At 62.4% G+C, this 25,278-nt stretch carries 18 protein-coding genes and 3 pseudogenes; 9 read left to right on the top strand and 12 right to left on the bottom strand.

Annotated elements, in window-relative coordinates:
• The first annotated feature begins 608 nt into the window (after positions 1 to 608).
• Positions 609 to 2,132 carry a nucleobase:cation symporter-2 family protein gene (locus L9B60_RS25435; RefSeq protein WP_249673733.1) on the top strand — a complete coding sequence of 508 codons (1,524 nt, stop codon included), beginning with the start codon at positions 609 to 611 and terminating at the stop codon, positions 2,130 to 2,132.
• An 84-nt stretch (positions 2,133 to 2,216) separates the two neighbouring features.
• Complete coding sequence (locus L9B60_RS25430) at positions 2,217 to 2,672, top strand: DUF2214 family protein (protein ID WP_249673732.1); 456 nt, start codon at positions 2,217 to 2,219, stop codon at positions 2,670 to 2,672.
• Positions 2,673 to 2,682: 10 nt separating this feature from the next.
• On the opposite strand, the gene deoC is transcribed toward L9B60_RS25430, so the two are convergent.
• Positions 2,683 to 3,366, bottom strand: coding sequence for a deoxyribose-phosphate aldolase (gene deoC, locus L9B60_RS25425; RefSeq protein ID WP_249673731.1), 684 nt, complete (start codon positions 3,364 to 3,366; stop codon positions 2,683 to 2,685).
• Between the two features lie 127 nt (positions 3,367 to 3,493).
• On the opposite strand from deoC, the gene deoR reads away from it, so the two are divergent.
• Positions 3,494 to 4,258: a DNA-binding transcriptional repressor DeoR gene (deoR, locus tag L9B60_RS25420; RefSeq protein WP_249673730.1), complete on the top strand. Its 765-nt coding sequence runs from the start codon at positions 3,494 to 3,496 to the stop codon at positions 4,256 to 4,258.
• Here deoR and L9B60_RS25415 read toward each other — a convergent pair.
• The 4 genes from L9B60_RS25415 to L9B60_RS25400 form a co-directional block, all read right to left on the bottom strand.
• A complete protein-coding gene (locus L9B60_RS25415) occupies positions 4,255 to 5,313 on the bottom strand; it encodes an aldose 1-epimerase family protein (protein WP_249673729.1) in 1,059 nt (352 codons plus the stop codon). The two genes, deoR and L9B60_RS25415, sit on opposite strands and share 4 nt — an antisense overlap.
• Positions 5,310 to 6,641, bottom strand: coding sequence for an L-fucose:H+ symporter permease (gene fucP / locus L9B60_RS25410; protein WP_249673728.1), 1,332 nt, complete (start codon positions 6,639 to 6,641; stop codon positions 5,310 to 5,312). The genes L9B60_RS25415 and fucP overlap by 4 nt, the downstream gene beginning before the upstream one ends.
• Before the next feature lie 27 nt (positions 6,642 to 6,668).
• Complete coding sequence (gene rbsK, locus L9B60_RS25405) at positions 6,669 to 7,598, bottom strand: ribokinase (RefSeq protein WP_249673727.1); 930 nt, start codon at positions 7,596 to 7,598, stop codon at positions 6,669 to 6,671.
• Positions 7,599 to 7,969: 371 nt separating this feature from the next.
• On the bottom strand, positions 7,970 to 8,872 hold the full coding sequence (locus L9B60_RS25400; RefSeq protein WP_249673726.1) for a TauD/TfdA dioxygenase family protein: 903 nt from the start codon (positions 8,870 to 8,872) through the stop codon (positions 7,970 to 7,972).
• A gap of 233 nt (positions 8,873 to 9,105) precedes the next feature.
• Here L9B60_RS25400 and L9B60_RS30765 point away from each other — a divergent pair.
• Together L9B60_RS30765 and L9B60_RS25390 are read left to right on the top strand one after the other, a co-directional pair.
• A pseudogene (locus tag L9B60_RS30765) lies at positions 9,106 to 9,460 on the top strand (type II toxin-antitoxin system RelE/ParE family toxin).
• Entirely contained in the window at positions 9,457 to 9,759 is a 303-nt protein-coding gene (locus L9B60_RS25390; protein ID WP_249673725.1) for a helix-turn-helix domain-containing protein, read from the top strand. Before L9B60_RS30765 ends, L9B60_RS25390 begins: the two are co-directional and overlap by 4 nt.
• An 83-nt stretch (positions 9,760 to 9,842) precedes the next feature.
• Here L9B60_RS25390 and L9B60_RS25385 read toward each other — a convergent pair whose 3' ends face one another.
• Positions 9,843 to 10,103 carry a DUF2790 domain-containing protein gene (locus L9B60_RS25385; protein ID WP_249673724.1) on the bottom strand — a complete coding sequence of 87 codons (261 nt, stop codon included), beginning with the start codon at positions 10,101 to 10,103 and terminating at the stop codon, positions 9,843 to 9,845.
• A 223-nt stretch (positions 10,104 to 10,326) separates the two neighbouring features.
• Here L9B60_RS25385 and L9B60_RS25380 point away from each other — a divergent pair, with 223 nt between their 5' ends.
• From L9B60_RS25380 to mgtA, 3 genes are all read left to right on the top strand, one after another.
• Positions 10,327 to 11,067, top strand: a complete 741-nt coding sequence (locus L9B60_RS25380) for a response regulator (RefSeq protein WP_249673723.1) — start codon at positions 10,327 to 10,329, stop codon at positions 11,065 to 11,067.
• The gene (locus L9B60_RS25375; protein WP_249673722.1) at positions 11,064 to 12,371 is read left to right on the top strand and encodes an ATP-binding protein; all 1,308 of its coding nucleotides are present in this window, start codon (positions 11,064 to 11,066) and stop codon (positions 12,369 to 12,371) included. Before L9B60_RS25380 ends, L9B60_RS25375 begins: the two co-directional genes overlap by 4 nt.
• Before the next feature lie 431 nt (positions 12,372 to 12,802).
• Complete coding sequence (gene mgtA, locus L9B60_RS25370; RefSeq protein ID WP_249673721.1) at positions 12,803 to 15,514, top strand: magnesium-translocating P-type ATPase; 2,712 nt, start codon at positions 12,803 to 12,805, stop codon at positions 15,512 to 15,514.
• Positions 15,515 to 15,554: 40 nt separating this feature from the next.
• Here the strand turns inward: mgtA and L9B60_RS25365 are convergent, their stop codons facing one another.
• The 3 genes from L9B60_RS25365 to L9B60_RS25355 all read right to left on the bottom strand — a co-directional run bounded on the left by L9B60_RS25365 (position 15,555) and on the right by L9B60_RS25355 (position 20,785).
• Positions 15,555 to 17,876, bottom strand: coding sequence for a penicillin acylase family protein (locus tag L9B60_RS25365; RefSeq protein ID WP_249673720.1), 2,322 nt, complete (start codon positions 17,874 to 17,876; stop codon positions 15,555 to 15,557).
• Positions 17,877 to 17,975: 99 nt separating this feature from the next.
• The gene (locus L9B60_RS25360) at positions 17,976 to 19,130 is read right to left on the bottom strand and encodes an HlyD family secretion protein (RefSeq protein ID WP_249673718.1); all 1,155 of its coding nucleotides are present in this window, start codon (positions 19,128 to 19,130) and stop codon (positions 17,976 to 17,978) included.
• Entirely contained in the window at positions 19,127 to 20,785 is a 1,659-nt protein-coding gene (locus tag L9B60_RS25355; protein ID WP_249673717.1) for an MFS transporter, read from the bottom strand. Before L9B60_RS25355 ends, L9B60_RS25360 begins: the two co-directional genes overlap by 4 nt.
• Before the next feature lie 154 nt (positions 20,786 to 20,939).
• On the opposite strand from L9B60_RS25355, the gene L9B60_RS25350 reads away from it, so the two are divergent.
• Positions 20,940 to 22,343, top strand: a complete 1,404-nt coding sequence (locus L9B60_RS25350; protein WP_249673716.1) for an MFS transporter — start codon at positions 20,940 to 20,942, stop codon at positions 22,341 to 22,343.
• 123 nt (positions 22,344 to 22,466) lie between these two features.
• Here the strand turns inward: L9B60_RS25350 and L9B60_RS30760 are convergent.
• The 3 genes and pseudogenes from L9B60_RS30760 to gntR form a co-directional block, all read right to left on the bottom strand.
• Positions 22,467 to 22,820 (bottom strand): annotated as a pseudogene (locus L9B60_RS30760) (methyl-accepting chemotaxis protein); the annotation flags it as partial.
• 183 nt (positions 22,821 to 23,003) lie between these two features.
• Positions 23,004 to 23,681, bottom strand: a pseudogene (locus tag L9B60_RS30755) (PAS domain-containing protein); the annotation flags it as partial.
• Positions 23,682 to 24,073: 392 nt separating this feature from the next.
• Positions 24,074 to 25,090 carry an HTH-type transcriptional regulator GntR gene (gntR, locus tag L9B60_RS25340; protein ID WP_249673713.1) on the bottom strand — a complete coding sequence of 339 codons (1,017 nt, stop codon included), beginning with the start codon at positions 25,088 to 25,090 and terminating at the stop codon, positions 24,074 to 24,076.
• Positions 25,091 to 25,278: the final 188 nt, after the last annotated feature.

Genomic DNA, 25,278 nt, shown 5'->3' with positions numbered 1-25,278 from the left:
CGCAGCGCAGCGGAGGGCCCAAGCAGGGGCAAGCCTTTTTTGCTTACTTTTTGTGGCGTTTGACAAAAAGTAAGACGCCGTAAGGGCGGAACGGTGAAGTGGTCTCCCCCTAAATAATGGATATGCTCGCAATTCTCAGAAGCGGGATTCGGATGCCTTACACATATCCATTGGTTAGGGTGATGCCGAATCACCTTTCCGGCCTTACGCCGGCTCACTTTTTGTCAAACGCCACAAAAAGTAAGCAAAAAAGGCTTGCCCCTGCTTGGGCCCTCCGCTGCGCTACGGGTCCCCTCCCTCCGGCATCGCTCAAGCGGACGACGGCCCGGAATAGAAGCTCCTCCGGCTCCGTCTCCGGCGGCTACGCCTCCGGCCGCTTGATCGACGCCTCCAGTCGGCCCGGGCGCTTAATGGGGCACACCATCAAGATCAAAAGCCAAGCAGATCAAAAGCCAGATCAAAAGCCAGAGCCAGAGCCAGAGCCAGAGCCAGAGCCAGAGCTGGGACTGTAAAGTCGCCCCGCCCGACAGATTGTATACAACTCTATAGACAGATAGCTCACATATTGAATACAGTGCCAGCACAACAAAAACCAGGGAACCCCCACCATGAACGAGTCCCCGACTGCACCGCTGCGCCCTGAAGATGAGAACCTCGGCCTGTTCGCCAACATGGCGTATGGGCTGCAACACGTACTGACCATGTACGGCGGCATTGTCGCGGTACCCTTGATCATCGGCCAGGCGGCAGGCCTTTCGCCTGCCGAGATTGGCCTGCTGGTGGCCGCATCGCTGTTCGCCGGTGGCCTGGCCACCTTGCTGCAAACCCTGGGGGTTCCGTTTTTTGGCTGCCAACTGCCACTGGTACAAGGCGTGTCGTTCTCCGGCGTGGCCACCATGGTGGCGATCGTCGGCACCCAGGAAGGCGGCGGCATTGCCGCGATCCTGGGCGCAGTGATGGCGGCATCATTGATCGGGCTATTGATTACCCCGGTATTCTCGCGCATTACCCGCTTCTTTCCGCCGCTGGTGACCGGCATCGTCATCACCACCATCGGCCTGACCCTGATGCCGGTGGCCGCACGCTGGGCCATGGGCGGCAACAGCCGCGCCGAGAACTTCGGCAGCATGAGCAACATTGGCCTGGCCGCGATCACCCTGGTGCTGGTGCTGATCCTGAGCAAGGTCGGCAGCGCGACCATCTCGCGCCTGTCGATCCTGCTGGCCATGGTCATCGGCACGGTAATTGCCTGCCTGCTGGGCATGGCCGACTTCTCCACCGTCAGCCAGGGCCCGATCTTCGGCCTGCCCAGCCCCTTCCACTTCGGCCTGCCGACCTTCCACCTGGCCGCGATCATCTCCATGTGCATCGTGATCATGGTGACGCTGGTGGAAACCTCGGCCGACATCCTGGCCGTGGGTGAAATCATCAACACCAAGGTCGACTCCAAGCGCCTGGGCAACGGCTTGCGCGCCGACATGCTGTCCAGCCTGCTGGCGCCGATATTCGGCTCGTTCACCCAAAGCGCCTTCGCCCAGAACGTGGGCCTGGTGGCCGTGACCGGGGTCAAGAGCCGCTACGTGGTAGCCACCGGCGGGGTGTTCCTGGTGATCCTCGGCCTGCTGCCGGTGATGGGCCGGGTAATCGCCGCGGTGCCCACCTCGGTACTCGGCGGCGCCGGCATCGTGTTGTTTGGCACCGTGGCCGCCAGTGGCATTCGTACGCTGTCCAAGGTCAACTACCGCAACAACATGAACCTGATCATCGTCGCCACCTCGATCGGCTTCGGCATGATCCCCATCGCCGCACCGAACTTCTACGACCACTTCCCCAGCTGGTTCGCGACCATCTTCCATTCCGGCATCAGTTCCTCGGCGATCATGGCCATTGTGCTGAACCTGGCCTTCAACCACTTCACGGCCGGCAACTCCGACCAGCAATCGGTGTTTGTGGCCGGCACCGAGCGCAGCCTGCAGTACCGCGACGTGGCGGCGCTGCGCGACGGTGACTACTTCAGTGGCGGCAAACTCTACGACGCCGAACACCAGGAAATCCCGTTGCTGGGTGACAACCAGGGGCATCCGGGGGCAGTACGCAGTGGGGCGCTGGCAGCGGCTTCAGAGCATTCCTGAAAACCACGGCTAAGCTTGCAGGATTGAATGCAGTGCCATCGTAGCCGCCTGGCGGCTACGACTCGGCAAACGCGAGAAGCCCCTATGAGCCAAGCCGTCGCCGCCTACCTGCACTACCTGTCGATCTTCGTGCTTTTCGCGCTGCTGTCGATCGAGCACGTGCTGTTCACGCCCCAGCCCACCCAGCAGCAAGCACTCAAGCTGATCCGCGTCGACATGTTCTACGGCCTGTGCGCAGGCGTGGTGGTGCTCACGGGCTTGGCGCGGGTGCTGTGGTATGGCAAGGGGCTGGACTACTACCTGCACAACACGGTATTCCACGCCAAGATCGGGCTATTTATACTGATCGGTCTATTATCGATCTACCCCACCGTCAAATTCCTTGCCTGGCGCTTGCCAGTGCGGGCCGGCGATGCGCCTGAAGTCAGCCCGGGCACGGCCAAGGCGATGATCATGATCATCCGCCTGGAGCTGACCTTACTGATCATCATCCCGTTGCTGGCCACCTTGATGGCCCGCGGTATCGGTACGATCAGCTAATAGCCAGTGCTCAATAGCCCGCACCCTGTCCATGGGCACCGCTGACGATAGCGATACCGGAGCTGCTGCCCAGGCGCGTGGCGCCCGCTTCGATCATCGCCAAGGCAGTGGCATAATCACGTACCCCGCCAGAGGCTTTCACACCGATGTCCGGGCCCACGGTGCGACGCATCAATGCCACGTCTTCAACGGTGGCGCCACTGCGGCTGAAGCCGGTAGAGGTTTTGACAAAAGCCACGCCCAGCTCGCGGCAAATCTGGCAAGCGCGAACCTTTTGCGCGTCATCCAGCAGGCAGGTTTCCAGGATCACTTTCAACGGCACCGACCCGCACGCCTTCAGCACCTGGGCAATGTCGGCCTGCACCTGGTCGAACAGCCCCTCCTTGAGCCAGCCGATGTTCAGCACCATGTCGATCTCGCCGGCGCCGGCAGCAATGGCGCGCTCGGCTTCAAAGGCCTTGGTGTCGCTCAGGCCGGCGCCCAACGGAAAACCGACTACGGCGCAGACCGTCACGCGGCTACCCTTCAGGCACTGCGCCGCATGGGGCACCTGGGCCGAATTCACGCAGACCGAATAAAAGCCATACTGGCGAGCTTCGTCGCACAAGGCGGCGACTTGGGCACAGGATGCATCAGCCGCCAGCAACGTGTGGTCGATGTAGGGTGCAACGGCTGCGGGTTCGAGAGTGCGCATCGATAAAGCTCCTGCTTGTCGTTCAGTTGTGCATGCGCCACCATTGAGGGCCACCTGCGCCAGTTAGTTACATTTATCACATATTATGTTACTTAAATAACATCAACAATCAACCCCCGGAAAGCCTGTGGACCAGAAAAAAGCCGAGCGCCTGAAACTCATACAGCAAGCCCTGCAGGACCAGAGCGCCATTCACCTGCGTGAAATGGCGGCGCTGTTGGAGGTGTCCGAGATGACCCTGCGCCGCGACCTGAGCAAATACGGCGACCAGTTGCGGCTACTGGGCGGCTACATCACCCGGGTGCACGACGCCGGCGAGCCAGGCGAGTACCGCGTGGCCGAGCAGGACACGCGTCACGTCGAGGAAAAACGCCGCATCGGCAAGCTCGCAGCGCAGTTCATCAAGGCCGGTGACACGGCGTTTTTCGATTGTGGCACCACCACCCCATTCGTCATCGATTTTATCCCCGATGAGCTGGAATTCACCGCCGTGTGCAGCTCACTCAACGTGCTGCTCAAATTGCAGCAAAAACCCAACTGCTCCATCGTGCTCTGCGGCGGCACCTTCCACCGCAAGAACCAAGTATTTGAAAGCGCCGCCGACACCTCGGTGCTCGACCAACTGCGCCTGACCTGGGCCTTTGTCTCGGCCGCAGGCGTCAGCCAGGAATTCGGCGTGACGTGCTTCAACCTCAACGAGGTGCAGGTCAAGCAGAAGGTGCTGCGCCAGGCCCAGCAACGCGTGCTGCTGGCCGACCACAGCAAGTTCGACAACGTGCGTACCGCCTACTTTGCAACGCTGGCCGACTTCCACTGCGTAGTCAGCGACAAGAAAATCCCCCGTGCCTACCGCGAGGCCTTCGCCGCCGCCGGTACGCAACTGGTGGTTTAATCGAACAAGGCCTGGCGTTCGCCGGGCGTCAGGTAGCCGGTGGTCACGCTGAACTCGGCAGTGGCGCCGGCTGCCAGCGAACGGACCTGGCCCTTGGCTTTTTCCGCGCGGTAGCCTTCTGGCTCGCAAGTGGCTGGCAACACGAACGCGGCCACCTGCTGGTCGGCGTTGTGCAATACCCAGCGCGCGGCATGCTCGAACTGCTCGGGCCGGTAGCGGGTGTAAAAGGCCGCGCCGTCGGGATGTTGCAGTAGAAAATGCGCCTGCCCCTGGGCGTCGGCGTGCACGCCATCGAAGAACATCACCACTTCCGGATCGTACAGGTGCGGTGAGTCCAGGCAGGCCAGCGCCGCAGGTTTTTCTGCCAGTTGCGCCATGTAGGCGCTCCATTGCGCGGTGGGTTGCACGTGGGCCGGCACGCTGCTGCGCAAGCGCCGGGCCTGCATGCCCAAGGGCTCTATAAAGCGAGCGTCCGGTACGTAGGCGTAATTCATGTGCGCCATGTACATCAGGTCCATGGGCTTGCCGGCCAGGTTGCAAACCTGCATGCCAATGTCGAACAGGGCCGAGCCCGCCTGCAGGGTGACGCTGGGGCTGGCGCGGTAGCGGTCGCCAAAACCCTGTACGTACTCCACCTCGCCGCCCAGGCGCAACCAGGGGCCGCCGGCGCCCTCGCCCACTTCCAGCCAGGCACTGTCCATGGCCGCGCAGGGCATCTCGCCGTGCAGCGCATGGTCGTCTTGTGGCGTGGGGCAGCCATTGCGCAGCAAGCCGCTGTGAAACATGAAGCAGCCGTAGGTGCCGATCACCGTGGGGCTGGGCCTGGGCTGGCTGAACAGGTTGTTCATGGTCAGGTTGCAACCATCGAACATTGCGGACCACACCATCTGGCCTTGATACGGCAACACAACCAGACGGCCACGGCTGTTTTCCAACGCAAGCGCCAGCACGCCACTGGGGTACACCCAACTGCTGACGCGAAAATCGGCCGACTGCAGCAGGGTTTTCTCGGCCTCGCCAAAGGCGCTCTTGTACAACGGGACACGGGTACTCATGAGGCCGCCGCCGCGACGTTGCCCATCGGTTCATGACGCGACTGGCGCAGGCAACGCACCGCATAGGCGACAATGACGATAAAGCACAGCAACGGCACACTGTAGGCCAGTTGCATGTTGCCGCCGCTGTAGTCCGACAGCAGGCCCTGGAAGATCGGGATCACCCCGCCGCCGACGATGCTCATCACCAGTAGCGAGCCGCCGACGCCAGTGTCTTCACCCAGCCCGTCGATGGTCAGGCCGTAAATGGTCGGCCAGCAAGGGCCCAGGAACACACTCACGCCCACTGCCGCGTACACCGCGGTGATGTTTGGCACCAGGATGGTGTAGGCCAGCAACACGATGCTCAACACCCCGTACAACGCCAATACCTTGGCCGGGTGGTGTTTACGCATTAGCAGGTTGGCAATCATCTTGCCGATGAAATAGGCAGCGAAGGTGGTCAGCAGGAACCACGACGCGCTGCGCTCGTTCATCCCACCCATCTGCATGGCCAGGCGAATCGTGAAGCTCCACACACCTACCTGTGCGCCCACGTACAGGAATTGCGCCAACACCCCAAAGGTGAAGCGCTTGTTGCGCCACAACCGGGCCAGGCTCTGGCCGATGCTGCTGGTCTTCAGGCCCGCCTTGATATTGCCCTTGCACGCGGGGTATCGAGTGATGGCCACCAGGATGAACATCAACACCAGTACGCCAATCATCCATTTGTAGGGCAACAAGGTCGACTGGATCATTTGCAGTTGGGCGGCGGCCGCGTCCGAGGCGCTCATCTGGGTCAGTTGCTCACGGGTCGCATCGCTGTCCTTGAACATCACGAAGCTGCCCACGTACACACCGGCCATGGCGCCGAAGGGGTGGAAGGTTTGCGAGATGTTCAGCCGGCGCGTGCCGGTTTCACGCGGGCCCATCAGGGTCGAGTAGGTGTTGCAGGCGGTCTCCAGGAACGACAGGCCGGCGGCGATCACGAACAGCGCCAGCAGGAACATGCCGTACTTGGCAGTGGACGCCGCCGGGAAAAACAGCAGGCAGCCGCCCATGTACAGCAGCAAGCCAATCAGGATGGTGGTCTTGTAGCTAAAGCGACGCACCACCAAGGCGGCCGGGATGGCCACGAAGAAGTAGCCCAGGTAGAACGCCGACTGCACGAAGGCCGTCTGGAAATCGCTGAGCAGGAAGGCTTTCTTGAAATGGGCGATCAGCACGTCGTTCATGCTGGCCGCCGCCGCCCACAAGGCGAAGATGCAGCACAGCAGGATGAAGGCGAACCAGGGCGTGCGGTTCAGGTAGAAACCGTCGGCAGTCTGTTGCAGCGCAGGTTTGTTCATTATTGTTCTCCGCGTGAAGGGCCGGCCTTATTGGGGCGTGATGTGCTTCTGGAATTCGGCGAACGCCACGGCGTTCGGGTAGGAGCTTTGCGTGCCGCGACCGGTCACCGAGCAAGCCGAATAGGCCACGGCCTTTTGCATGGCGGCGCGGATGTCGCGGGTTTGGCTCCAGTGGTGGATGAAGCAACCGATGAAGGCATCGCCTGCACCCGTGGTGTCGATGGCCTTGACCGGCAACCCAGCCGTGCGCCATTCGCCCTGCTCGCCCACGTACAGTGCGCCCTGTTCACCCAGGGTCACGATCAGATGCTTGATGCCGCTGGCCACCAGGGTTTTTGCGGCCACCAGCGCCGATTCCGGGCCCGTCACGGGTAGCCCGGTGATCAGCGCCAACTCCGTTTCGTTGGGGATCAGGAAATCCAGCTGCGCCAAGTTCTCGCCGCTCAAGCCCTTGAGTGCCGGCGCCGGGTTGAGCAGCACCGGGATGGCGTGGCGACGGCCGAATTCGATGGCGTGGTACACCGTGGCCAGGTTGATTTCCAGTTGCAGCACGATCAGCCCGCAGTCGCGCAAGTCGGCCGCAGCGGCGTCGATGTCGGCGGGCAACAAGTGCGCGTTGGCGCCTTTGACGATCAGGATGCTGTTGTGGGAGTCGGCCTGCACGAAGATCGGCGCCACCCCACTGGGCACGCCGGCCACGCGCTGCACATGGCGGGTATCGATGCCATAGCGCTGGAAATTGGCCAAGGTGTTGTCGGCAAACAGGTCGTCGCCCACCTTGCTCAGCATCAACACCTGGGCGCCCAGCTTGGCGGCGGCCACGGCCTGATTGGCGCCCTTGCCGCCGCAGCCCATGGCAAAACCGGGCGCTTCAAGGGTTTCGCCCTGGGCGGGCATGCGGTCGATGTAGGTGACCAGGTCGACCATGTTACTGCCGATGACTGCGATCTTGCTCATTGCCAATCCACCTTGTTCGGCACGGCTCGGGGCGCCGTGACGCTTTTGTTTTTTGTTATTTAAATAACATTTGGTGTGATTATTCAATCTTTATTTTTGTTGGGCGACCGCTGACTACGGTCGCTAAATAACCGGGACGGGCACAAAAGGTTAACAACGCGGACTGGCAGCCATGGCACTTGGCAGAAAATGTGGGAGCAGAGCTTGCTTGCGAGGGTTTGGCCTGTCAGGCCCAGTGGCGAGCTTTGGTTGGTCGGCTTTGGGACTTGGGACGAACATACAAGGCTAACAACGCGCACCGACCTGTGGGAGCAGGCAAGCCTGCTCCCACAGGTCGGTCAGACCGAGTGGCTAGCTTTGTTGGGGCGGCTTTAGAACGGTCGACTTCCCGCCAGGCTGATCCGCTTCAAACTCCGCGTTTCGCCCGCATCGAACGCATTGCGCGCATGCAGCGTGGCCTGGTTGTCCCAGTAGACGATATCGCCCACCTCCCAACGGTGGGTATACGCCAGCGCCGGGTTGACCAGGTGCTCACGCAAGCGCTCGATCAACGCCTGGCCCTGTTCTGGCTCGTAGCCTGGGATTTCCACTTCGGTACGCACGCCCAGGTACAACAAGCGCTTGCCGCTTTCCGGATGCACGCGCACCAGCGGGTGTTCGGTGCCCTGGATAGCCTCGATGTCCGGAGTGCGGTACTGAATGGACTTGCCATCGCCATATCCGGCATCACGTTGGCGCAAGCGAATAAAAGGGTTGTAATTGATCAAGCGCAGGTCGTCGATCTCAGCCTTGGTCGCCGCATCCAGCGTTTCGTAGGCCAGGGCCAGGTTGGTCCACGTGGTTTCACCTCCGCTGCTGGGCACCTGCAAGGCGTACAACAACGAGCCTGCCGACGGCGTTGGCGTCCAGTGGTGGTCACTGTGGGCCGGCAAGGCAAAGTTGCCCAACTCGCCATCTTCACTGTTGGCCACTTTCACGATCAAAGGCGCCTTGCCGTCCTTGCCCGACGACAGCACCGGAATATCGGCCGGAGGCTGGAACACCGAACCGAAATACGAGGTGAAATCCAGAAACGCTCGGTCATCGAGTTGTTGGCGCTTGAAAATCAGAATGTGGTGGTCGCGCAGCGCTTGTTTGAGCGCCAATACCTGGATGGCCGTCAACGGCTGGCGCCCGTCCAGGCCTTCGACTTGCGCACCCAGCGCAGCTTTCAAGGGGGTAATACGAAACGCATCGGCGGTGATGGGAGGTGTGGCGAAGGCGGTCTGGCTCATGATTAGGCTCTCTCTGATTCAGGCTGAATCCATGGCGCGAGCGTACGAAGGCGCAGGGATCACGACAAAGAATCAAACGCCATAGTTTAGAAACCAAATGAGCTAAGGCAGGGAATACAAGGGGTGCAGGGGTTATAGCAGGAAGGCATAAATTGTATGTGATTTAGGTATCGATCCCTTTCGGGAGAAGGTTATGCGAGTGCAAAAAGCACCTATTTTGGTACACTCCAGTCATGAGTACGGACACAGTGACGTTGAACGTCAGTTTTTTCAGAACGGATGCAGGCAATGAACCCGTCCGCGATTGGTTGACTGGTTTGCCCCGCGAACATAAACGACAGATCGGGATTGATATCAAGACTGTGCAGTGGGGTTGGCCCATCGGCATGCCTGTGGTAGGTAAACTTGCCGGCGGTCTATGGGAAGTACGAACCGATCTTGGGGATACCCATCACCCGCGTTCTTTTTACGGTTTTGGGCACAACGGTGGTACTGCTTCATGGCTTCATCAAAAAAAGCCAGAAGACACCCACCCACGACATGGCAATCGCTGTAACGCGAAAAGCACGATTAGGAGGCACTCCATGAACGATGCAGTTGGATCTGAATTTGACGATTTCCTCGCTGATGAAGGCCTGGTCGAGGAAGCTTCGGCCGCAGCGCTCAAGCGAGTCATCGCCTGGCAGATCGCCGAAGCAATGAAGGTGCAGCGCGTCAGCAAGAAAGCCTTGGCCGAACGCATGCATACCAGTCGCACGGCGGTAGACCGCGCGCTGGATCGCAACGATCCGGGCATGACACTCGCCACCCTTGCCAGTGCTGCACGCGCCTTGGGCCAACGGGTTGAAATACGCCTGATCCCCGAGGGCGACTGGGCACACGCCTGATTTGGGACGCATCGGCTTCAGGCAGCAACAGGCCCCGAAATCGGGGCCTTTTCGTTTAAACACCGCCCTAACGGCGTAAACCATCAATTATCCTGCAAGCAATTGTCCGAATACTTCTTGTAGTCCAGCGCATGATTGACCCCTGCCGAATCCAAGTACTTCATGCGTGCATTGACCACACCGCAGGTAGGTTGGGCGTCTTCGGTCAGGCTCAATACTTTGTGCACGTCCAGGTGTTCGCCGTAGGCGTAGGTTTGCTCCTGTACGTTGGCTGCCTGGGCGCTGACCGCGCCCAGGGTCAATACGGCAAACAGGGCGCTGATGCTCAGGGTCTTGACGTTCATGGTGTGTTCCTCACGGTATTGCGTTCGGGGTAGGCGCGGTGTTTGCCGGGCTGTTGAGGCCTATTGAATGCCGGTGGCGTATCTGGACTGTGTCATCAGGTGCCGGTTTTCAATCGCTACGTATCCATGGGCACTGCAGATACACTGCAATACAAAGGGTGGCAGGCAAGCCCCCCGTCGCTGGTTAGAATGCCCGCCATACAAGCCTTTGAGGGTTGAACGGATGGATCATGTGGACCACATTCTGATCGTCGACGACGATCGCGAAATACGTGAATTGGTGGGCAATTACCTGAAGAAGAACGGCCTGCGCACCACGGTGGTGGCTGACGGCCGGCAAATGCGCAGCTTTCTAGCCACCACGCCCGTCGACCTGATCGTGCTGGACCTCATGATGCCGGGCGACGACGGCCTGCTGCTGTGCCGCGAACTGCGCGCCGGCAAGCACAAGGCCACGCCGGTGCTGATGCTGACGGCGCGCAATGACGAAACCGACCGCATCATTGGCCTTGAAATGGGCGCCGACGACTACCTCACCAAACCCTTCGCCGCCCGCGAACTGCTGGCGCGGATCAATGCCGTGCTGCGCCGCACGCGGATGCTGCCGCCCAACCTGCAGGTGACCGAAAGCGGCCGCCTGCTGGGTTTTGGCCAATGGCGGCTGGACACCTCGGCGCGGCACCTGCTTGACGACAGCGGCACCCAAGTGGCCCTGAGCGGCGCCGAATACCGCCTGTTGCGGGTGTTTCTCGACCACCCGCAGCAGGTGCTCAACCGCGACCAATTGCTGAACTTGACCCAGGGCCGCGATGCCGACCTGTTCGACCGCTCCATCGACCTACTGGTGAGCCGCCTGCGCCAGCGCTTGCTGGACCATGCCCGCGAGCCGTTCTACATCAAGACCGTGCGCAGCGAAGGCTACGTGTTCTCCATGCCGGTCCAGGTCCTGGGAGCTGAGCAATGACGCCCCTGCTGCGCTGGCCTCGCACGTTGATCGCGCAGCTGGGCCTGATCTTTTTCACCGGGCTGGTGCTGGCCTATGGCTTGTCTTTTGCCGTGCAGTTTTGCGAGCGCTACCAAAGCTCGCAGTCGATGATGATGGGCACCCTGGAACGCGAGGTGGGCACCTCGGTGGCGATCCTGGATCGTTTGCCCGCGCCAGAGCGTGCCAGTTGGTTGCCGACACTGGACGGGCGAACCTTCCACTTCATCCTGGGCGAAGGCGAACCGGCGCCGCCGCTGGCCGAAAAAGGCGCGCCACAGTCGATGGCCTCCATCCAGCGCGCCCTGGCGTCGAAATTCCCCGTCACCTTTACCGACCTGTCCACCGACGTGCAAAAGCATTTCCAAGCGCACTTGCGCCTGAGCGACGGCCACCCCCTGAGCATTGATGTGCGCCCTTCCCTGCTGCCCATCGCCTACTGGCTGCCCGCCGCCCTGCTGGTGCAATTATTGGTGCTGATCGGCTGCGCCTGGCTGGCGGTGAAGGTTGCCATCCGCCCATTGACCCGCCTGGCCAGGGCCGCCGACTCCCTGGACCCCAACACCCGCGGCCCGCGCATTGATGAATCCGGCCCCGAGGAAGTCGCCTTTGCGGCGCGGGCGTTCAATGCCATGCAGGAGCGGATCGAGGCCTACCTCAAGGAGCGCATGGAAATCCTGGGGGCCATCTCCCACGACCTGCAAACGCCCCTCACGCGCATGAAACTGCGCGCCGAGTTCATGGAGGATGGCGTGGAGAAAGACAAACTGTGGCACGACCTGGGTGAGATCGAGCACCTGGTGCGCGAGGGCATCGCCTACGCCCGCAGCGTGCATGGCGCCACCGAGGCAAATGCGCGAATAGACGCCGATGCCTTCCTGGAGAGCCTGACCTTCGATTACCAGGACATGCACCAGCCGGTCGAACTGCACGGCAAGACCGGCCTGCAACTGGACACCCGCCCCCACGCCCTGCGCCGGGTGCTGATGAACCTGGTGGACAACGCCTTGAAGTTCGCCGGCGCCGCCCAGTTGCAAGTGGCCGTGCGTAGCGACGGCGGCCTGTCGATCAGCGTGCTGGACCGCGGCCCCGGCATCGCCCACGCGCAGTTGGGCGAAGTGCTCAAGCCCTTCTACCGCCTGGAAACCTCGCGCAGCCGCGATACCGGCGGCACCGGCCTGGGGCTGGCCATCGCCCAGCAGTTGGCGCTGGCCCTCAACGCCACGCTGACCTTGAGCAACCGCGAGGGCGGAGGCTTGTGCGCGCAGTTGAGCCTGCCAGCCTGAAGTACCTTCATGAAACTTGCTTCATCTAGCGCGTTTGCCGATTGTCGGCGCACGCACCCGAGCGTATGCTGCGCGCGTTTTCAATCACCGCGGAGACCCCACGTGGGCACTTGTTCGAGCGACAGTAGTCGGCCGGTTTCAGACACCGGCAAATTCTCGGCGAGATAACGCGCAGTCTTTTCTGCCGTGCTCTCGCCCTTGATGCGAGAGACGGCAATCCGGCCTACCTGCCCCACGGGCGCCCGGCCGATTCCCCCTCTTACGACCACACCTGGATTGCGCAGCCTTATCGCCGTGCAGCACAGCGTTCGTGCGTGCCCCCCTTTTGCCATGCAGCCCTTTACATCATGAACCCAGACACCGATTCAAGACCGCCTGCGTGAACATCCCGAAGTGGAGTGAGCGCAGGCGCACTGACCTGAGATCAGGCTATGAAGCTCACCCTACTGAAAGAATTCTTCGCAGGCTTCCTGCGTACCCGTCACATCGCCCGGCACTTTCGCCGCCTGGCGCTGTTCGAAAGCCTGGCCGACAGCAACGTCAGCCGCGAGATCCCGGCCAACCTTGCGCACAGCCTGGTGGCCGCGGCTACCGCCGATGCCAGCGCATTGTTGCAACGCCTGGGCAGCCAGCACGACGGCCTGAGCGCCGAGCAGGCCGATGCCGTGCGCGAGCACGTAGGCCTCAACGAGGTGGAACATGAGCAACCGCTGCCGTGGTGGGTGCACCTGTGGCACTGCTACAAGAACCCCTTCAACCTGCTGCTGACCCTGCTGGCGTTCGTCTCGTTCGTGACCGAAGACATGAAGGCCACCACCGTGATCGGCTCCATGGTGGTGCTCTCCACCCTCCTGCGTTTCTGGCAGGAAACCCGCTCCAACAAGGCCGCCGACGCGCTCAAGGCGATGGTCAGCAACACCGCCACCGTGCGCCGGCGCCAGGACGCCGGGCACACGCGCATCGAGCTTGCGATCAAGCAACTGGTGCCCGGCGACATCGTGGTGTTCAGCGCCGGTGACATGATCCCGGCCGACTGCCGCCTGCTGTCGGCCAAGGACCTGTTCGTCAGCCAGGCGGCGATGACCGGCGAATCCATGCCCGTGGAGAAGTTCGTCGCCCAGCGCGATGCCAACACGCTCAACCCGCTGGAGCTGGACAACATCCTGTTCATGGGCACCAACGTGGTGTCCGGCGCCGCCGTGGCCGTGGTCATTGCCACCGGCAACGGCACTTATTTCGGCGCCCTGGCGCAACGCGTCAGCGCCACCGACCGGGGCGAAACCTCGTTCCAGACCGGCGTCAACAAGATCAGCTGGCTGCTGATCCGCTTCATGTTCGTGATGGCCCCGCTGGTGCTGTTCATCAACGGCTTCACCAAGGGTGACTGGATGGAGGCGCTGCTGTTCGCGCTGTCGATCGCCGTGGGCCTGACCCCGGAAATGCTGCCGATGATCGTAACCTCGACCCTGGCCAAGGGCGCGGTGTTCCTGTCGCGCAAAAAGGTCATCGTCAAGCGCCTGGACGCCATCCAGAACTTCGGCGCCATGGACGTGCTGTGCACCGACAAGACCGGCACCTTGACCCAGGACAAGATTTTCCTCGCCCGCCATGTGGACGTGTGGGGTCAGGAATCGGACGATGTGCTGGAGATGGCCTACCTCAACAGCTACTACCAGACGGGCCTGAAAAACCTGCTGGACGTGGCCGTGCTGGAACACGTGGAAGTGCACCGCGACCTGCAGGTGACCACCGCGTTTCACAAGGTGGACGAGATCCCGTTCGACTTCAACCGCCGGCGCATGTCGGTGGTGGTGGCGGCGCACGACCAGCATCACCTGTTGATCTGCAAAGGCGCGGTCGAAGAAATTCTCTCGGTGTGCCAGCAGGTGCGCCATGGCGACAATGTCGAGCCGCTGAGTGAAGCCCTGCTGGCACGCATCCGCCAGGTGACCGCCGAACTCAACGCCGAAGGCCTGCGCGTGGTGGCCGTGGCCGCCCGCGAGATGCCTCCGACCCAGGACGTGTACAGCCTGGCCGATGAACGCGAGTTGACCCTGATCGGCTATGTCGCCTTCCTCGACCCGCCCAAGGAAAGCACCGCGCCGGCCCTCAAGGCGCTGGCCGCCCATGGCGTGGCGGTGAAGGTACTGACCGGTGACAACGAACTGGTCACCGCCAAGATCTGCCGCGAAGTCGGCCTGGCCCAGCAAGGCTTGCTGATGGGCAACGACATCGAGCGCATGAGCGACAAGCAACTGGCCTTGGCGGTGGAGACCACCAACGTGTTCGCCAAGCTGACGCCGGCGCACAAGGAGCGCATCGTGCGCCTGCTCAAGGCCAACGGCCACGTGGTCGGGTTCATGGGCGACGGCATCAACGACGCCCCGGCCCTGCGCACCGCCGACATCGGCATCTCGGTGGACAGCGCCGTGGACATCGCCAAGGAAGCGGCCGACATCATCCTGCTGGAGAAGAGCCTGATGGTACTGGAAGAAGGCGTGCTGGAAGGCCGGCGCACCTTTGCCAACATGCTCAAGTACATCAAGATGACCGCCAGTTCCAACTTCGGCAACGTGTTCTCGGTGTTGGTGGCCAGTGCGTTCATCCCCTTCCTGCCGATGCTGCCGATGCACCTGCTGGTGCAAAACCTGCTGTATGACATCTCGCAGATCGCCGTGCCGTTCGACAACGTCGACGAAGAGATGCTGATGAAACCACAGCGCTGGCAGCCTGCGGAAGTGGGCCGGTTCATGCTGTTTTTCGGGCCGATCAGCTCGATCTTCGACATCACCACCTTTGCGCTGATGTGGTACGTGTTCGGCGCCAACACCCCCGAGCATCAAACCCTGTTCCAATCCGGCTGGTTCATCGTCGGCCTGCTGACCCAGACGCTGGTGGTGCATATGATTCGCACGCCCAAGCTGCCGTTCATCCAAAGCCGGGCGGCGATGCCACTGATGATCATGACCTTGGTGATCATGGCCGTGGGCATCTTCCTGCCGATGGGGCCGCTGGCGCACTACTTCAAGCTGCAGGCGCTGCCGGGGCTGTACTTCGTGTTCTTGCCGGTGATTTTGCTGGCGTACGTGATGCTGACGCAGGCAATGAAGCGGTTTTACATCCGCCGGTATGGCTGGCAGTAAGCGTTGATTTTCTGTAGGAGCGGCGCTCCTGCGCAGAAGATCAATCCTTGGCAGCCGGCACCAACCGCAACGTACTCACCGTGCCGGCGGCCACCGCCTCTTCAGCCAGCAACGCGCGCTGGTATTTGCCCTCGATGAAGTCCTGCGCCTGGTCGGCATAATGCCGGTCCCCCGCCGCCCCGCTTTGGCCCATGGGCAGTATGCTCAATGCCTGGCTGGCGTCGGCGAAATCCACCAGGCGCCGGGTAGAGGGGCCGTTGACCACGGCCCACGGCGCCGGGCCACGATTGGCCCACAGGTTGTTCGGCACCTCGTGGCCACCGGGCATCGCGTGGGGGCCTTCGTTGGCAATGCCCAACGGGTGGCTCTGGGTCAGGGTGTGCGCCTTGCCCCATTGCCATTGGCCTGGGTCTTCACCCAGCGTGGCCTTGAGGTGCTCGACGCTGGCCTGCCAGGCGCGGCGCACGATCACTGCGCGGCTTTGCGTGCCACGGCTGGTGCGGTCATCCCACCACGGTGAATCGGCCTGTGCGGCCAGGCGCGGCAAGGCGCCGTCGAGCAGCCGGGTGCTCAACAAGGTGGCAAATTGCGCCTCGCCCAGCTCGTCCTGCATGGCCAGGCGCGCCAGGTCGAAACTCAATTGGGTGAACAGGGTTGCGGCAATCGAGTCCAGCGGATAATCGCCCTGCCATGCCGCCAGCTGTTCGATCAGTTGCCGCTGCCCGGTGTCGGCCACCCCCTCGCGCAGGTCCTTGAGCAACGGCGCAAGGGTGCGCGGCCCGTAACCGGTGGCGGTACCCAGCTGCAGCGCCTGGCTGTTGCGTACGTCCCAGGCCGAGCCTTGCGCCAATTGTTCAAACAACTGCAGGCCGCGATCCGGCGTGTGGTAATACCCGGGAATCGCCACGCCGGTGGGTGAGTCGGGCTGGAAATTGGCCGAGACGATAAAGCCGCGCGGCGGGTTCTCCTCTTGGGGGTTGGCGCGAAACGGCAGGTAACCCGATTTATGCGCCTCGCCGCGCTGGGCATCGAGGATAAAGGCCGGGTTGACCCCCGCCGGGCGCACCGGTAACTGCGCCGCGGCCCACCAGCCGATGTCGCCGGCGGCATTGGCCCAGAGGATATTCAGCCCGGGGGCGGCGATCAGTTCGGCGGCGGCGCGCATTTTCTCGCGGGTGTCGGCGCGGTTGACCTGGTAGAAGCCGGCCAGGATCGGCTGTTGGGTTTGCAGGAACGTCCACCACAGCGACACCGGTTGGCCATGGTCGCTGATGATCGGCCCGTGGGGTGACTGGCGCACGCTGAAGTGGACCGGCTCGGCGCCCTTCACCGCAAGGGTGTAGTCGCGCTGGGTCAACTCCACCCACTGGTCATTGAACCGCACCTGTTGCGCATTGGCCGGGTTGACATGCTCGGCCACCAGGTCCATGTCATCGTTCTGGAACATGGTCAGGCTCCAGCCAAAATCACGGTTATGGCCCAGCGAGGCGAACGGCGTCAGCCCGTGGTAATGGCCGTACAGCTCAAACCCCGGCGCCTGCAGGTGGGCCTCGTACCACACCGCCGGCACCGCGAAGCGCACATGCGGGTCGCCGGCTAGCAAGGGTTTGCCACTGGCAGTGCGGGTGCCGGCCACCACCCAGGCGTTGCTGCCTTCGAACTGCGGCAGCCCGGCCTCGGCCAAGGCATCACGGCTGACGCGGGCGACCTGGTCCAGGCCCCTCCAATCGGCGTCGGCCAGGGGCAACACGCCGCCGGGCTGCCACTCAAGGTCGAACACCTTCAGGTACTCGGCGCCCAACTGGTCGCGCACGTAAGTCAGCAAGGGTTCGGTGCGCAAGCCCATGGCAAAACCGTAGGCCATGAAGCCGGAAACGCTGAGGGTGTCCTCCAGGGTAAACGCACGCTTGCCGATGCCCAGCAGGCCGAACTCCACCGGTAACGGCTGGCTGTCCTGGTAGGCGTTCAGCCCGGCCAGGTAGGCCTGCACCGCACGCCAGGCCGGCGCATCGCGGTCCTCGCGCGCGGCATACACGGCCGCCTGCTCGCGCAGGCCCAGGGTGCGGAACAATCGGTCGCTCTCCACCAGCCGCGGCCCCAGCACCTCGGCCGCCTCGCCTTGGGCCAGGCGGCGCAGCAGTTCCATCTGAAACAGGCGGTCCTGGCCATGCACGTAGCCCAGGGCAACATACAGGTCGGTTTCGTGTTGCGCCTGGATATGCGGTACGCCGCGCCCGTCATAGCGCACCGCCACGGGCGCCTGCAAACCGGCCAATGCCACCTGGCCGCTGCGCCCGCCCTCATCGGCCCAGGCTTGGGGCTGACCGAGCAAAAGGGCCAGGGCTAGAGAACGACGCTTCATGGTGAATCCCTTCGTATGGAGAATGCCGAAGGTACTCACCGACAGCGGCTTGGGCTGTCAGACGGGGATGAAGATGATGGGGAAATTTCCATCGCCAGTTCAGCGCACGCCCTCCCTGTCGCCCTCCACCACATAGTGGGTATCGATGCTCACCACCACCGACATCCCCGGGCGCAAGCGCTGGGCTTCGGGCTGGTCGGGGTCGACGGTGATGCGCACCGGGATGCGCTGGGCGATCTTGACGAAGTTGCCGGTGGCGTTGTCCGACTGCAACAAGGCGAACTCCGAACCTGTGGCCGGCGAGATGCGCTGCACGTGGCCGCGCAACCTGAGGTGGTTGAGTGCGTCGACGGTGAAGGTGACCGGCTGGCCGACGCGCACTGCGTCCATCTGGGTTTCCTTCATGTTGGCGATCACCCAGAGCGTGTCGGGCACCAGCGCCATCAACTGCGCACCGGAACTGACGTAGGCGCCCAAGCGCACGCCAATCTGCCCCAGCTGGCCATCGCGCGGCGCGGTCACGCGGGTGTTGTCCAGGTCGATACGGGCCAGTTCCACCGCCGCCTCCGCGCTCTGCACCGAGGCCTCCAAGGAGGCGCGGTTAACGATCACGGTTTGCAGGTCCTGGCGGGAAATCTCCAGCGCAGCCTTAGCCTGGGCCAGCGCCGCGACGGCTTGGGCGTTGGTGGCACGCACCTGGTCCAGGCTCTGGCGCGACACCGAGCCGTCCTTGATCAGGTCTTCGTTGCGGCGCAGGTCCGCGCTGCTTTTGCGCACCTGGGCGTCGTTGTCGGCGATCGCCGCCTGTTTCTGCAGGATGGTTGCCTCGGCGCTCTTGCGCTGCTGCAGGTTGTTGGCCAGCGACGCGCGTTGCTGCTCCAACTGGGCCAGCGACTGGTCCAGCTTCTGCTTGTAGATACGGTCATCCAGGCGCACCAGCAAGTCACCGGCCTTGACGAACTGGAAGTCTTGCACCGGCACCTCGAACACATAACCGCTCAGCTGTGGCCCGATGATGGTGACCTGGCCGCGCACCAAGGCGTTCTCGGTGCTTTCCACCGCGCTGCTGAACGGCGGCAGCTGCCAGGCATACAGCACCACCAGCACACCGACGATGGCAATCGAGGCAAAAATCAGCGTCGACAGCACGCGCACCCGCAGCGAGCGCGGCTCAGTGGCGGCAGCAGCCGGTGGGGCGACCCCCTCAGGGGTGGAGGCAATGGCATTGGTGGTCGTGGTCGTGGGTTCGGTCATTGCGTCGGGGCGCCGCGGCTAGGGTCGGAAGGCTGGGCAGCAGCGGCTGCCCGCGTAGTGCTCCACAGCCACAGGCTGCGGATGAAAATCCAGATCATGGTGAGGATGGCAATGCAGCCGATCAGCATGAACACATCGTTGTAGGCCAGGATATTGGCTTCGCGGGTGGCGGCGGTGGCCAGCGCTTGTGTACCGGCCTGGGTGCGCAGCGCCGGGTCGGCAAATAGCCTGGCATAACTGGCCCCGCCGCTTTGCACGCGGCTGAGCACCAGGGGGTTGAGCAGCGTCAGTTGTTCCACCAACACGCTTGAATGAAACTTTTCCCGCACGATTTGAAAGGTGCCCAGCAGCGCCGCACCGATCAGCCCGCCCAGGTTGTTGCAGATCCCGAACAGCACCGAGAAGCTCACCAGGTTGCGCGGGTTGGTGGCCACGTTGCGCGTACCCAGGGCCATGGTCGGCCCGACGAAAAAGGTACTGCCAAAGGCCAGCAAGAATTGGCTCAGGTACATCTGCTGCGGCCGGGTCAGGTTGCTCGAGGAGCAGTCCATGAACGAGCCGGTGGCCATGAACGCCAGCGAGATCACCAGCGGCATGAACAAGTGCTGCGGGCTGATGGTCAGCGCACTCACCGCCAACCCCGACACCGCCCCCAGCAGCATCACGTAGTAAAGATCGCGCATTTGCTCGGCGCTCATGTTCAGCGCCTGCAAAAAACCCACCGCACCGGTGGACTGCTCGGAGGTGACCATGCGGATCAGCGTCACCGCCAAGGCCATGCGGATCGCCACGCCGCTGCCCAGCCAGCGGGTCATCAGCAAGGGGTTGGTGCGGTTGTGCTCCACCGCCAGGCCGCCCAGTATCAGCGCAATGGAGCCTGCCAGGGCCATGCCGATCCACGGCGCCTCCAGCCACCAGTCAATGCGCCCCAGGGACAACACCGCGCAGAGCAAGGCGACGCCACTGGCCATGACCCCGAAGGTCAGAAAGTCCAGCGGCTCGAAGGTTTTGAAACGGTCGCCCGGCGGTAACTTGAGCATGAACACGCAGCCCAGCGCGGTCAGCGCCAGGCCCAGCTCGAACAGGTACAGCCCGCGCCACTCGGCGATCTGCAGCAGGTCTTCGGAAAAGATCCGCGCCAGCGGCAATGCCAGTTGCGAAGCCCCCAGGCCCAGTACCAGCGCCTTCATGCGCCACTTGGCCGGGAACGCCTGGATCATGTAGTACAAGCCCAGGGAGCTGAGCGCCGCGCCGACCATGCCGTGGGCCGCGCGCACGGCGATGGCCGAGTTGAGGTCGTTGACGAACAAGTGGGCGAACGTCACCAACGCGTACAACACCAGGAACACCTCGGTGAATGCACGCAGGCCGAACTGCTGGCGAAACTTCACCAACAGCAGGTTCATCGACACGTTGGTCATCACGTAGGCGGCCGGCAGCCAGGCCATCTCGGCCGTGGTCGCGCCCAGCGCCCCTTGCAGAAATTGCAGGTTGGCCGTGACCAGGGCGTTGCCCAAGCCACCGGTGATCGCTACCAGCAAACCCACCGCCCCGAAGGCCAGGCGCTTGGGCGTGGAGTGCAGCGGAGTCGAGGGCGAACCGGGCAAGCTGGGCTTTTCATGGGGCAGCCACTGGTGGGGTGCGTAACGGTCCATCCACTTACCCTGAGCTATTTTTCATTATCATACCGATCTGCACCCTTGTAGGAACGGATTGATCCGCGAAAAATTCCCTGGGGTTTGCCAGAAGTTACACCGGATGGAGGCGCTGCTATGATCTGCCCCCCCTGCCCCGTCTGGATGACACCGCATGCCTGCCCACGCTCCCACGGCCGACCCGGCCCGCGCCTCGCTGATCAGCGCCCGCATCGACCGCCTGCCACCGGTCGCCAGCCTGTGGCGGCTGGTGGCGCTGCTGTCCATCGGCGGTTTCTTCGAGCTGTACGACCTGTTCCAGACGGCCTACATCAGCCCCGGCCTGATCCGCGACGGGATCTTCGCGACGGGTAACCAGGGGGTGTTCGGCCTGTCGGACCAGGCAGCGTTCGCTGCAGCGACGTTCCTGGGCCTGTTCTTGGGTGCCAGCCTGCTCAGCCCCATCGCCGATCGCTTCGGCCGCCGGGCGATCTTTACCTTCGCACTCATCTGGTACACCGTGGCCACGGTGGTCATGGGCCTGCAAAGCACCGCGCTGGGCTTGATCCTCTGCCGGTTTCTGGTAGGCATCGGCCTGGGCATCGAGCTTGTGACCATCGACGCCTACCTCTCGGAACTGGTGCCCAAGCGCATGCGCAGCGCAGCGTTCGCCTTTGCCTTTTTCGTGCAGTTCCTCTCGGTGCCAGCGGTGGCGTTGATGTCTTGGTGGCTGGTGCCGCAAGCCCCGTTCGGCGTGGCCGGTTGGCGCTGGGTGGTATTGGCAAGCGCGGTGTTCGCGCTGTTTATCTGGTGGCTGCGCTCGCGCCTGCCCGAGTCGCCGCGTTGGCTGGCCCAGCATGGGCGTTTCAGCGAGGCCGAACGCATTCTGGATGCCATCGAAAAGCGCTGCGCAAACGATCATGGCCAGCCCCTCCCCGCCCCAGAGGTGGAAGCCGTGCCGGTAGAAGCCAACGGCCGCTTCTCGGACATCTGGCAACCGCCCTACCGTCGCCGCGCCCTGATGCTGATCGTGTTCAATATTTTCCAGGCCATCGGCTTCTTCGGCTTTGGCAACTGGCTGCCGGCGCTGCTGTCAGGCCAAGGCGTGAGCGTCACCCACAGCCTGGGCTACGCCTTTGTCATCACCCTGGCCTACCCGTTGGGGCCACTGTTGTTCGTGCGCATTGCCAACCGCTTCGAGAACAAATGGCAGATCGTCGGCTCGGCCCTGGGGACGATGCTGTTTGGCACCCTGTTCGCCTTCCAGACCCAGGCGGCCGGGCTGATCCTTTGCGGGGTCATGATCACCTTCTGCAACGCCTGGCTGACCTTCAGCTACCACGCGTACCAGAGCGAGATGTTCCCCACCCACATCCGCGCCAGGGCGGTGGGCTTTTGCTACTCCTTCAGCCGCCTGTCCACGGTGTTCAGCAGCCTGATGATCGGCTTCTTCCTGGAACACTTCGGCACGCCGGGCGTGCTGGCGTTCATTGTCAGCAGCATGTTGATCGTGACATTGACCATCGGTGGGTTCGGGCCAAAGACGCGCAATCTGGCGTTGGAGAATATTGCGCATTGAGCCAGCACCAGTAGGAGCGGATTTATCCGCGAAAAGGTCGTTGCGGTCTAGCGGTTGCACCGTGTCGTTCTTTTCGCGGATAAACCGCAACGCCGCCCCTACAAACAGAGGTTTGAGCCCAGGTCAATGCAACTGCAAGGTCGAGTTGATCTGGCTGATGGCATCCACCACGTGCCGCGAGCCTTCCTGGATCTCCAGGATCACTTCGCCGGCCTCGTTCGCCAGTTCCACCCCCTGCCCCGTGCGGCTCAAGCTGGAGCGCATACTGGCCACCGCGCTCAAGGACAGGTCCTGGTTTTGCCGCACCACGTCGACAATCTCCACCGTCGCCTGGCTGGTGCGCGCGGCCAGGCTGCGCACTTCATCGGCCACCACGGCAAAACCGCGCCCATGTTCACCGGCACGCGCAGCCTCGATGGCGGCGTTCAACGCCAACAGGTTGGTCTGGTCGGCAATGCCCCGGATGGTCTGGACGATCTTGCCGATCACCTCCGACTGCTTGCTCACCGCATCAATGCTGCGCGCCGCCTCGTTCAGGTCGTTGGAAATTTCCTTGATCACATCGACTGTCTGCCTGACCACGCTAGAGCCTTTCTGCGCGCAGGCGTCGTTTTGAACCGAGGTCGCATGCGCAGCTTCAGCGGCCGACTGTTGGGTGCAGATTTGCGAAGTGATATCACTGGCAAACTTCACCACTTTATATAAGCGACCCTTGATGTCGAAGATCGGATTATACGAAGCTTCGAGAAACACCATATGCCCGTGTTTATCCACGCGCTCGAACCGATGCGAGTGATATTCACCTCGATTAAGCGAGGCCCAAAAAGCCTTGTAACTGGCAGACTCACTTTCGGCGCGCGTACAAAACAGGCTGTGGTGCTGGCCAATGATTTCGTTAAGTTGATAATGCATCGTCGCCAGGAAGTTTTCATTGGCGGTAATGACCCGCCCTTCCGGCGTGAATTCGATCATGGCCATCGAGCGGCTGATGGCACCGATGATACTTTCCTCTTCGTGCTCTTTATTCACCCGCCGGGTGATGTCGGACGCCACCTTGATCACGCTCACCACTTGCCGATCGGCACCGAGCACGGGCATGTAGCTGGCCTCCAGCCACACGCTCTTGCCGCTCTTGTTAAGCCGCGAAAACGTTCCGCTGACGGGCTCACCGCGCGCCAGGTCTCGCCAGAGTCGGGCGTATTCCTCGCTGTTATAGAACTTTTCCTCACAGAACACCCGATGATGCTTGCCAATGATTTCTTCCAGCGAGTAGCCCATGGTCGCGCAGAAGTTGGCATTGGCGTCCAGCACCAGACCGTCCGGCGTGAACTCGATCATGGCCATGGAACGACTGACGGCGGCTAATTTGCCACGGGCAATAGCGAGTTCAGCCGCGCTGCGGGCGAGTTCAGCCACGTCAGCCTTATTATGGGAATTGAACATGGATCCTATACCTCAAGCGTCATGTACTTATTAACGGCACGATGGTTAAAAGCAATAGCAACGCGAACGGCATTCACGACCAACGGCACACGCTTATAAAGCGTGTAAAATAGCGACGTCCCTTGTGCTCGAACCTATCGTTAAACCGGGAGGTTTAACCGTCATTCCCTTAACGTGCGAAGCGTCCTTCCTGTTCGTGAGCTGAGCATAGAGGGCAATTGACGCCTTGCAAGCCAATCGCCATCTATTGATTGATAACTAACAGGAAAACGATTGCGTAAAGCGTTTCAGCTTTCGCGCACCATCAGTTCAAACCCCAAGTCATGGGTTTGCGAACCTTCCAACTTGCCATCGAGCAGGCCGAGCAGCAGGTGCGCGGCTTGGCGACCGATGGCCGCCCGGGGCGTACGGATCGAGGTCAGGCGCGGCACCAGGTGCGCCGCGGCGGGCAAATCGTTGAAACCCACCATAGCGACCCGCTCGGGGATGGCGATGCCTTGGCGCAGGGCCTCCATCATGGCGCCCTGGGCCAGGTCGTCATTGCAGAAGAAAATTCCGTCGACATCCGGGTGGCGGCGCATCAGGTCGCTGAACAACTCCCCGCCCAGGCCGATGGACGAGGGCTGCGGCGCCATCACCTCCAGTGCCACGTCGTACACACCGGCGGCACGCTGGGCGCGGCGAAAGCCCTCGGCGCGCTGCATCACCCGCGGGTCGAGTTGCGCCGCCACGTAGGCCAGGCGCTTGCGCCCCCGGTCCAGCAGGTGCTGGGCGGCCACTTCACCGGCGTTCTGCTGGGAAAACCCGACGCACGCCACCCCTGGCATGGCGTTGAGTTCCATCATGTGCACGCACGGCACCCCGCTTGCGGCGAGCATGCGCCGCGAGGCGTCGCTGCGATCAAAGCCGGTCAACAGCAGGCCGCGCGGCTGGTAGGCCAGGTAGTTGCGAATCAGGTTTTCTTCTTCGGCAGGGTCATAGTGGAAGTTGCCGATCAGCACTTCCAGGCCGCGCGGGCGCATCACGTCGTGAATCGCCTCCAGGGTATCGATGAACAGGTGGTTGGACAGCGACGGGATCAGCACCACGATCGATTGGCTTTGCGCCGAGGCCAGTGCACGCGCCGCCGGGTTGGCCACGTAACCCAGCTGCTGGGCGGCTTCCTGCACCCGTAGGACCAATTGGGGGGCGACGGAAGCCACGCCGCGCAGTGCTCGCGAGGCGGTGATGGGCGAGACGCCGGAGAGCTGGGCCACCTCGGAAAGCGTGGGTTTGCCGGTGGTACGGGAGCCGATTCGGTTCATGGTTGTTATTGTTTTTGACTTGCAAATGAGGGGGTTGGAGGAATAAGGTAGCGCTGTCTCAAGGTCAGGGCAATGCCAAAAATGGTAACTGCATGAAACTTGAGGCCGCTAAACTGCTCAAACAATATCAATAAGATAGGTTCGCAGTGAGATCGTCGGCCCCTGTCGGGCTGGCCCCAACAAACACT

The organism is Pseudomonas abieticivorans (assembly GCF_023509015.1).
In the GTDB taxonomy this organism is placed as follows: Bacteria; Pseudomonadota; Gammaproteobacteria; order Pseudomonadales; family Pseudomonadaceae; genus Aquipseudomonas; species Aquipseudomonas abieticivorans.
The sequence above is the reverse complement of the archived record's forward strand: the minus strand, read 5'-3'. Positions and strand labels throughout refer to the sequence as shown.

Coding starts and splice junctions, on each gene's coding strand:
- rbsK (WP_249673727.1), bottom strand. CDS start 7,598: ATGAGCAAGATCGCAGTCATCGGCAGTAACATGGTCGACCTGGTCACC.
- gntR (WP_249673713.1), bottom strand. CDS start 25,090: ATGAACCGAATCGGCTCCCGTACCACCGGCAAACCCACGCTTTCCGAG.
- L9B60_RS25375 (WP_249673722.1), top strand. CDS start 11,064: ATGACGCCCCTGCTGCGCTGGCCTCGCACGTTGATCGCGCAGCTGGGC.
- L9B60_RS25350 (WP_249673716.1), top strand. CDS start 20,940: ATGCCTGCCCACGCTCCCACGGCCGACCCGGCCCGCGCCTCGCTGATC.
- fucP (WP_249673728.1), bottom strand. CDS start 6,641: ATGAACAAACCTGCGCTGCAACAGACTGCCGACGGTTTCTACCTGAAC.
- L9B60_RS25365 (WP_249673720.1), bottom strand. CDS start 17,876: ATGAAGCGTCGTTCTCTAGCCCTGGCCCTTTTGCTCGGTCAGCCCCAA.
- L9B60_RS25355 (WP_249673717.1), bottom strand. CDS start 20,785: ATGGACCGTTACGCACCCCACCAGTGGCTGCCCCATGAAAAGCCCAGC.
- L9B60_RS25390 (WP_249673725.1), top strand. CDS start 9,457: ATGAACGATGCAGTTGGATCTGAATTTGACGATTTCCTCGCTGATGAA.
- L9B60_RS25380 (WP_249673723.1), top strand. CDS start 10,327: ATGGATCATGTGGACCACATTCTGATCGTCGACGACGATCGCGAAATA.
- mgtA (WP_249673721.1), top strand. CDS start 12,803: ATGAAGCTCACCCTACTGAAAGAATTCTTCGCAGGCTTCCTGCGTACC.
- L9B60_RS25400 (WP_249673726.1), bottom strand. CDS start 8,872: ATGAGCCAGACCGCCTTCGCCACACCTCCCATCACCGCCGATGCGTTT.
- L9B60_RS25415 (WP_249673729.1), bottom strand. CDS start 5,313: ATGAGTACCCGTGTCCCGTTGTACAAGAGCGCCTTTGGCGAGGCCGAG.
- L9B60_RS25430 (WP_249673732.1), top strand. CDS start 2,217: ATGAGCCAAGCCGTCGCCGCCTACCTGCACTACCTGTCGATCTTCGTG.
- deoC (WP_249673731.1), bottom strand. CDS start 3,366: ATGCGCACTCTCGAACCCGCAGCCGTTGCACCCTACATCGACCACACG.
- L9B60_RS25435 (WP_249673733.1), top strand. CDS start 609: ATGAACGAGTCCCCGACTGCACCGCTGCGCCCTGAAGATGAGAACCTC.
- L9B60_RS25385 (WP_249673724.1), bottom strand. CDS start 10,103: ATGAACGTCAAGACCCTGAGCATCAGCGCCCTGTTTGCCGTATTGACC.
- L9B60_RS25360 (WP_249673718.1), bottom strand. CDS start 19,130: ATGACCGAACCCACGACCACGACCACCAATGCCATTGCCTCCACCCCT.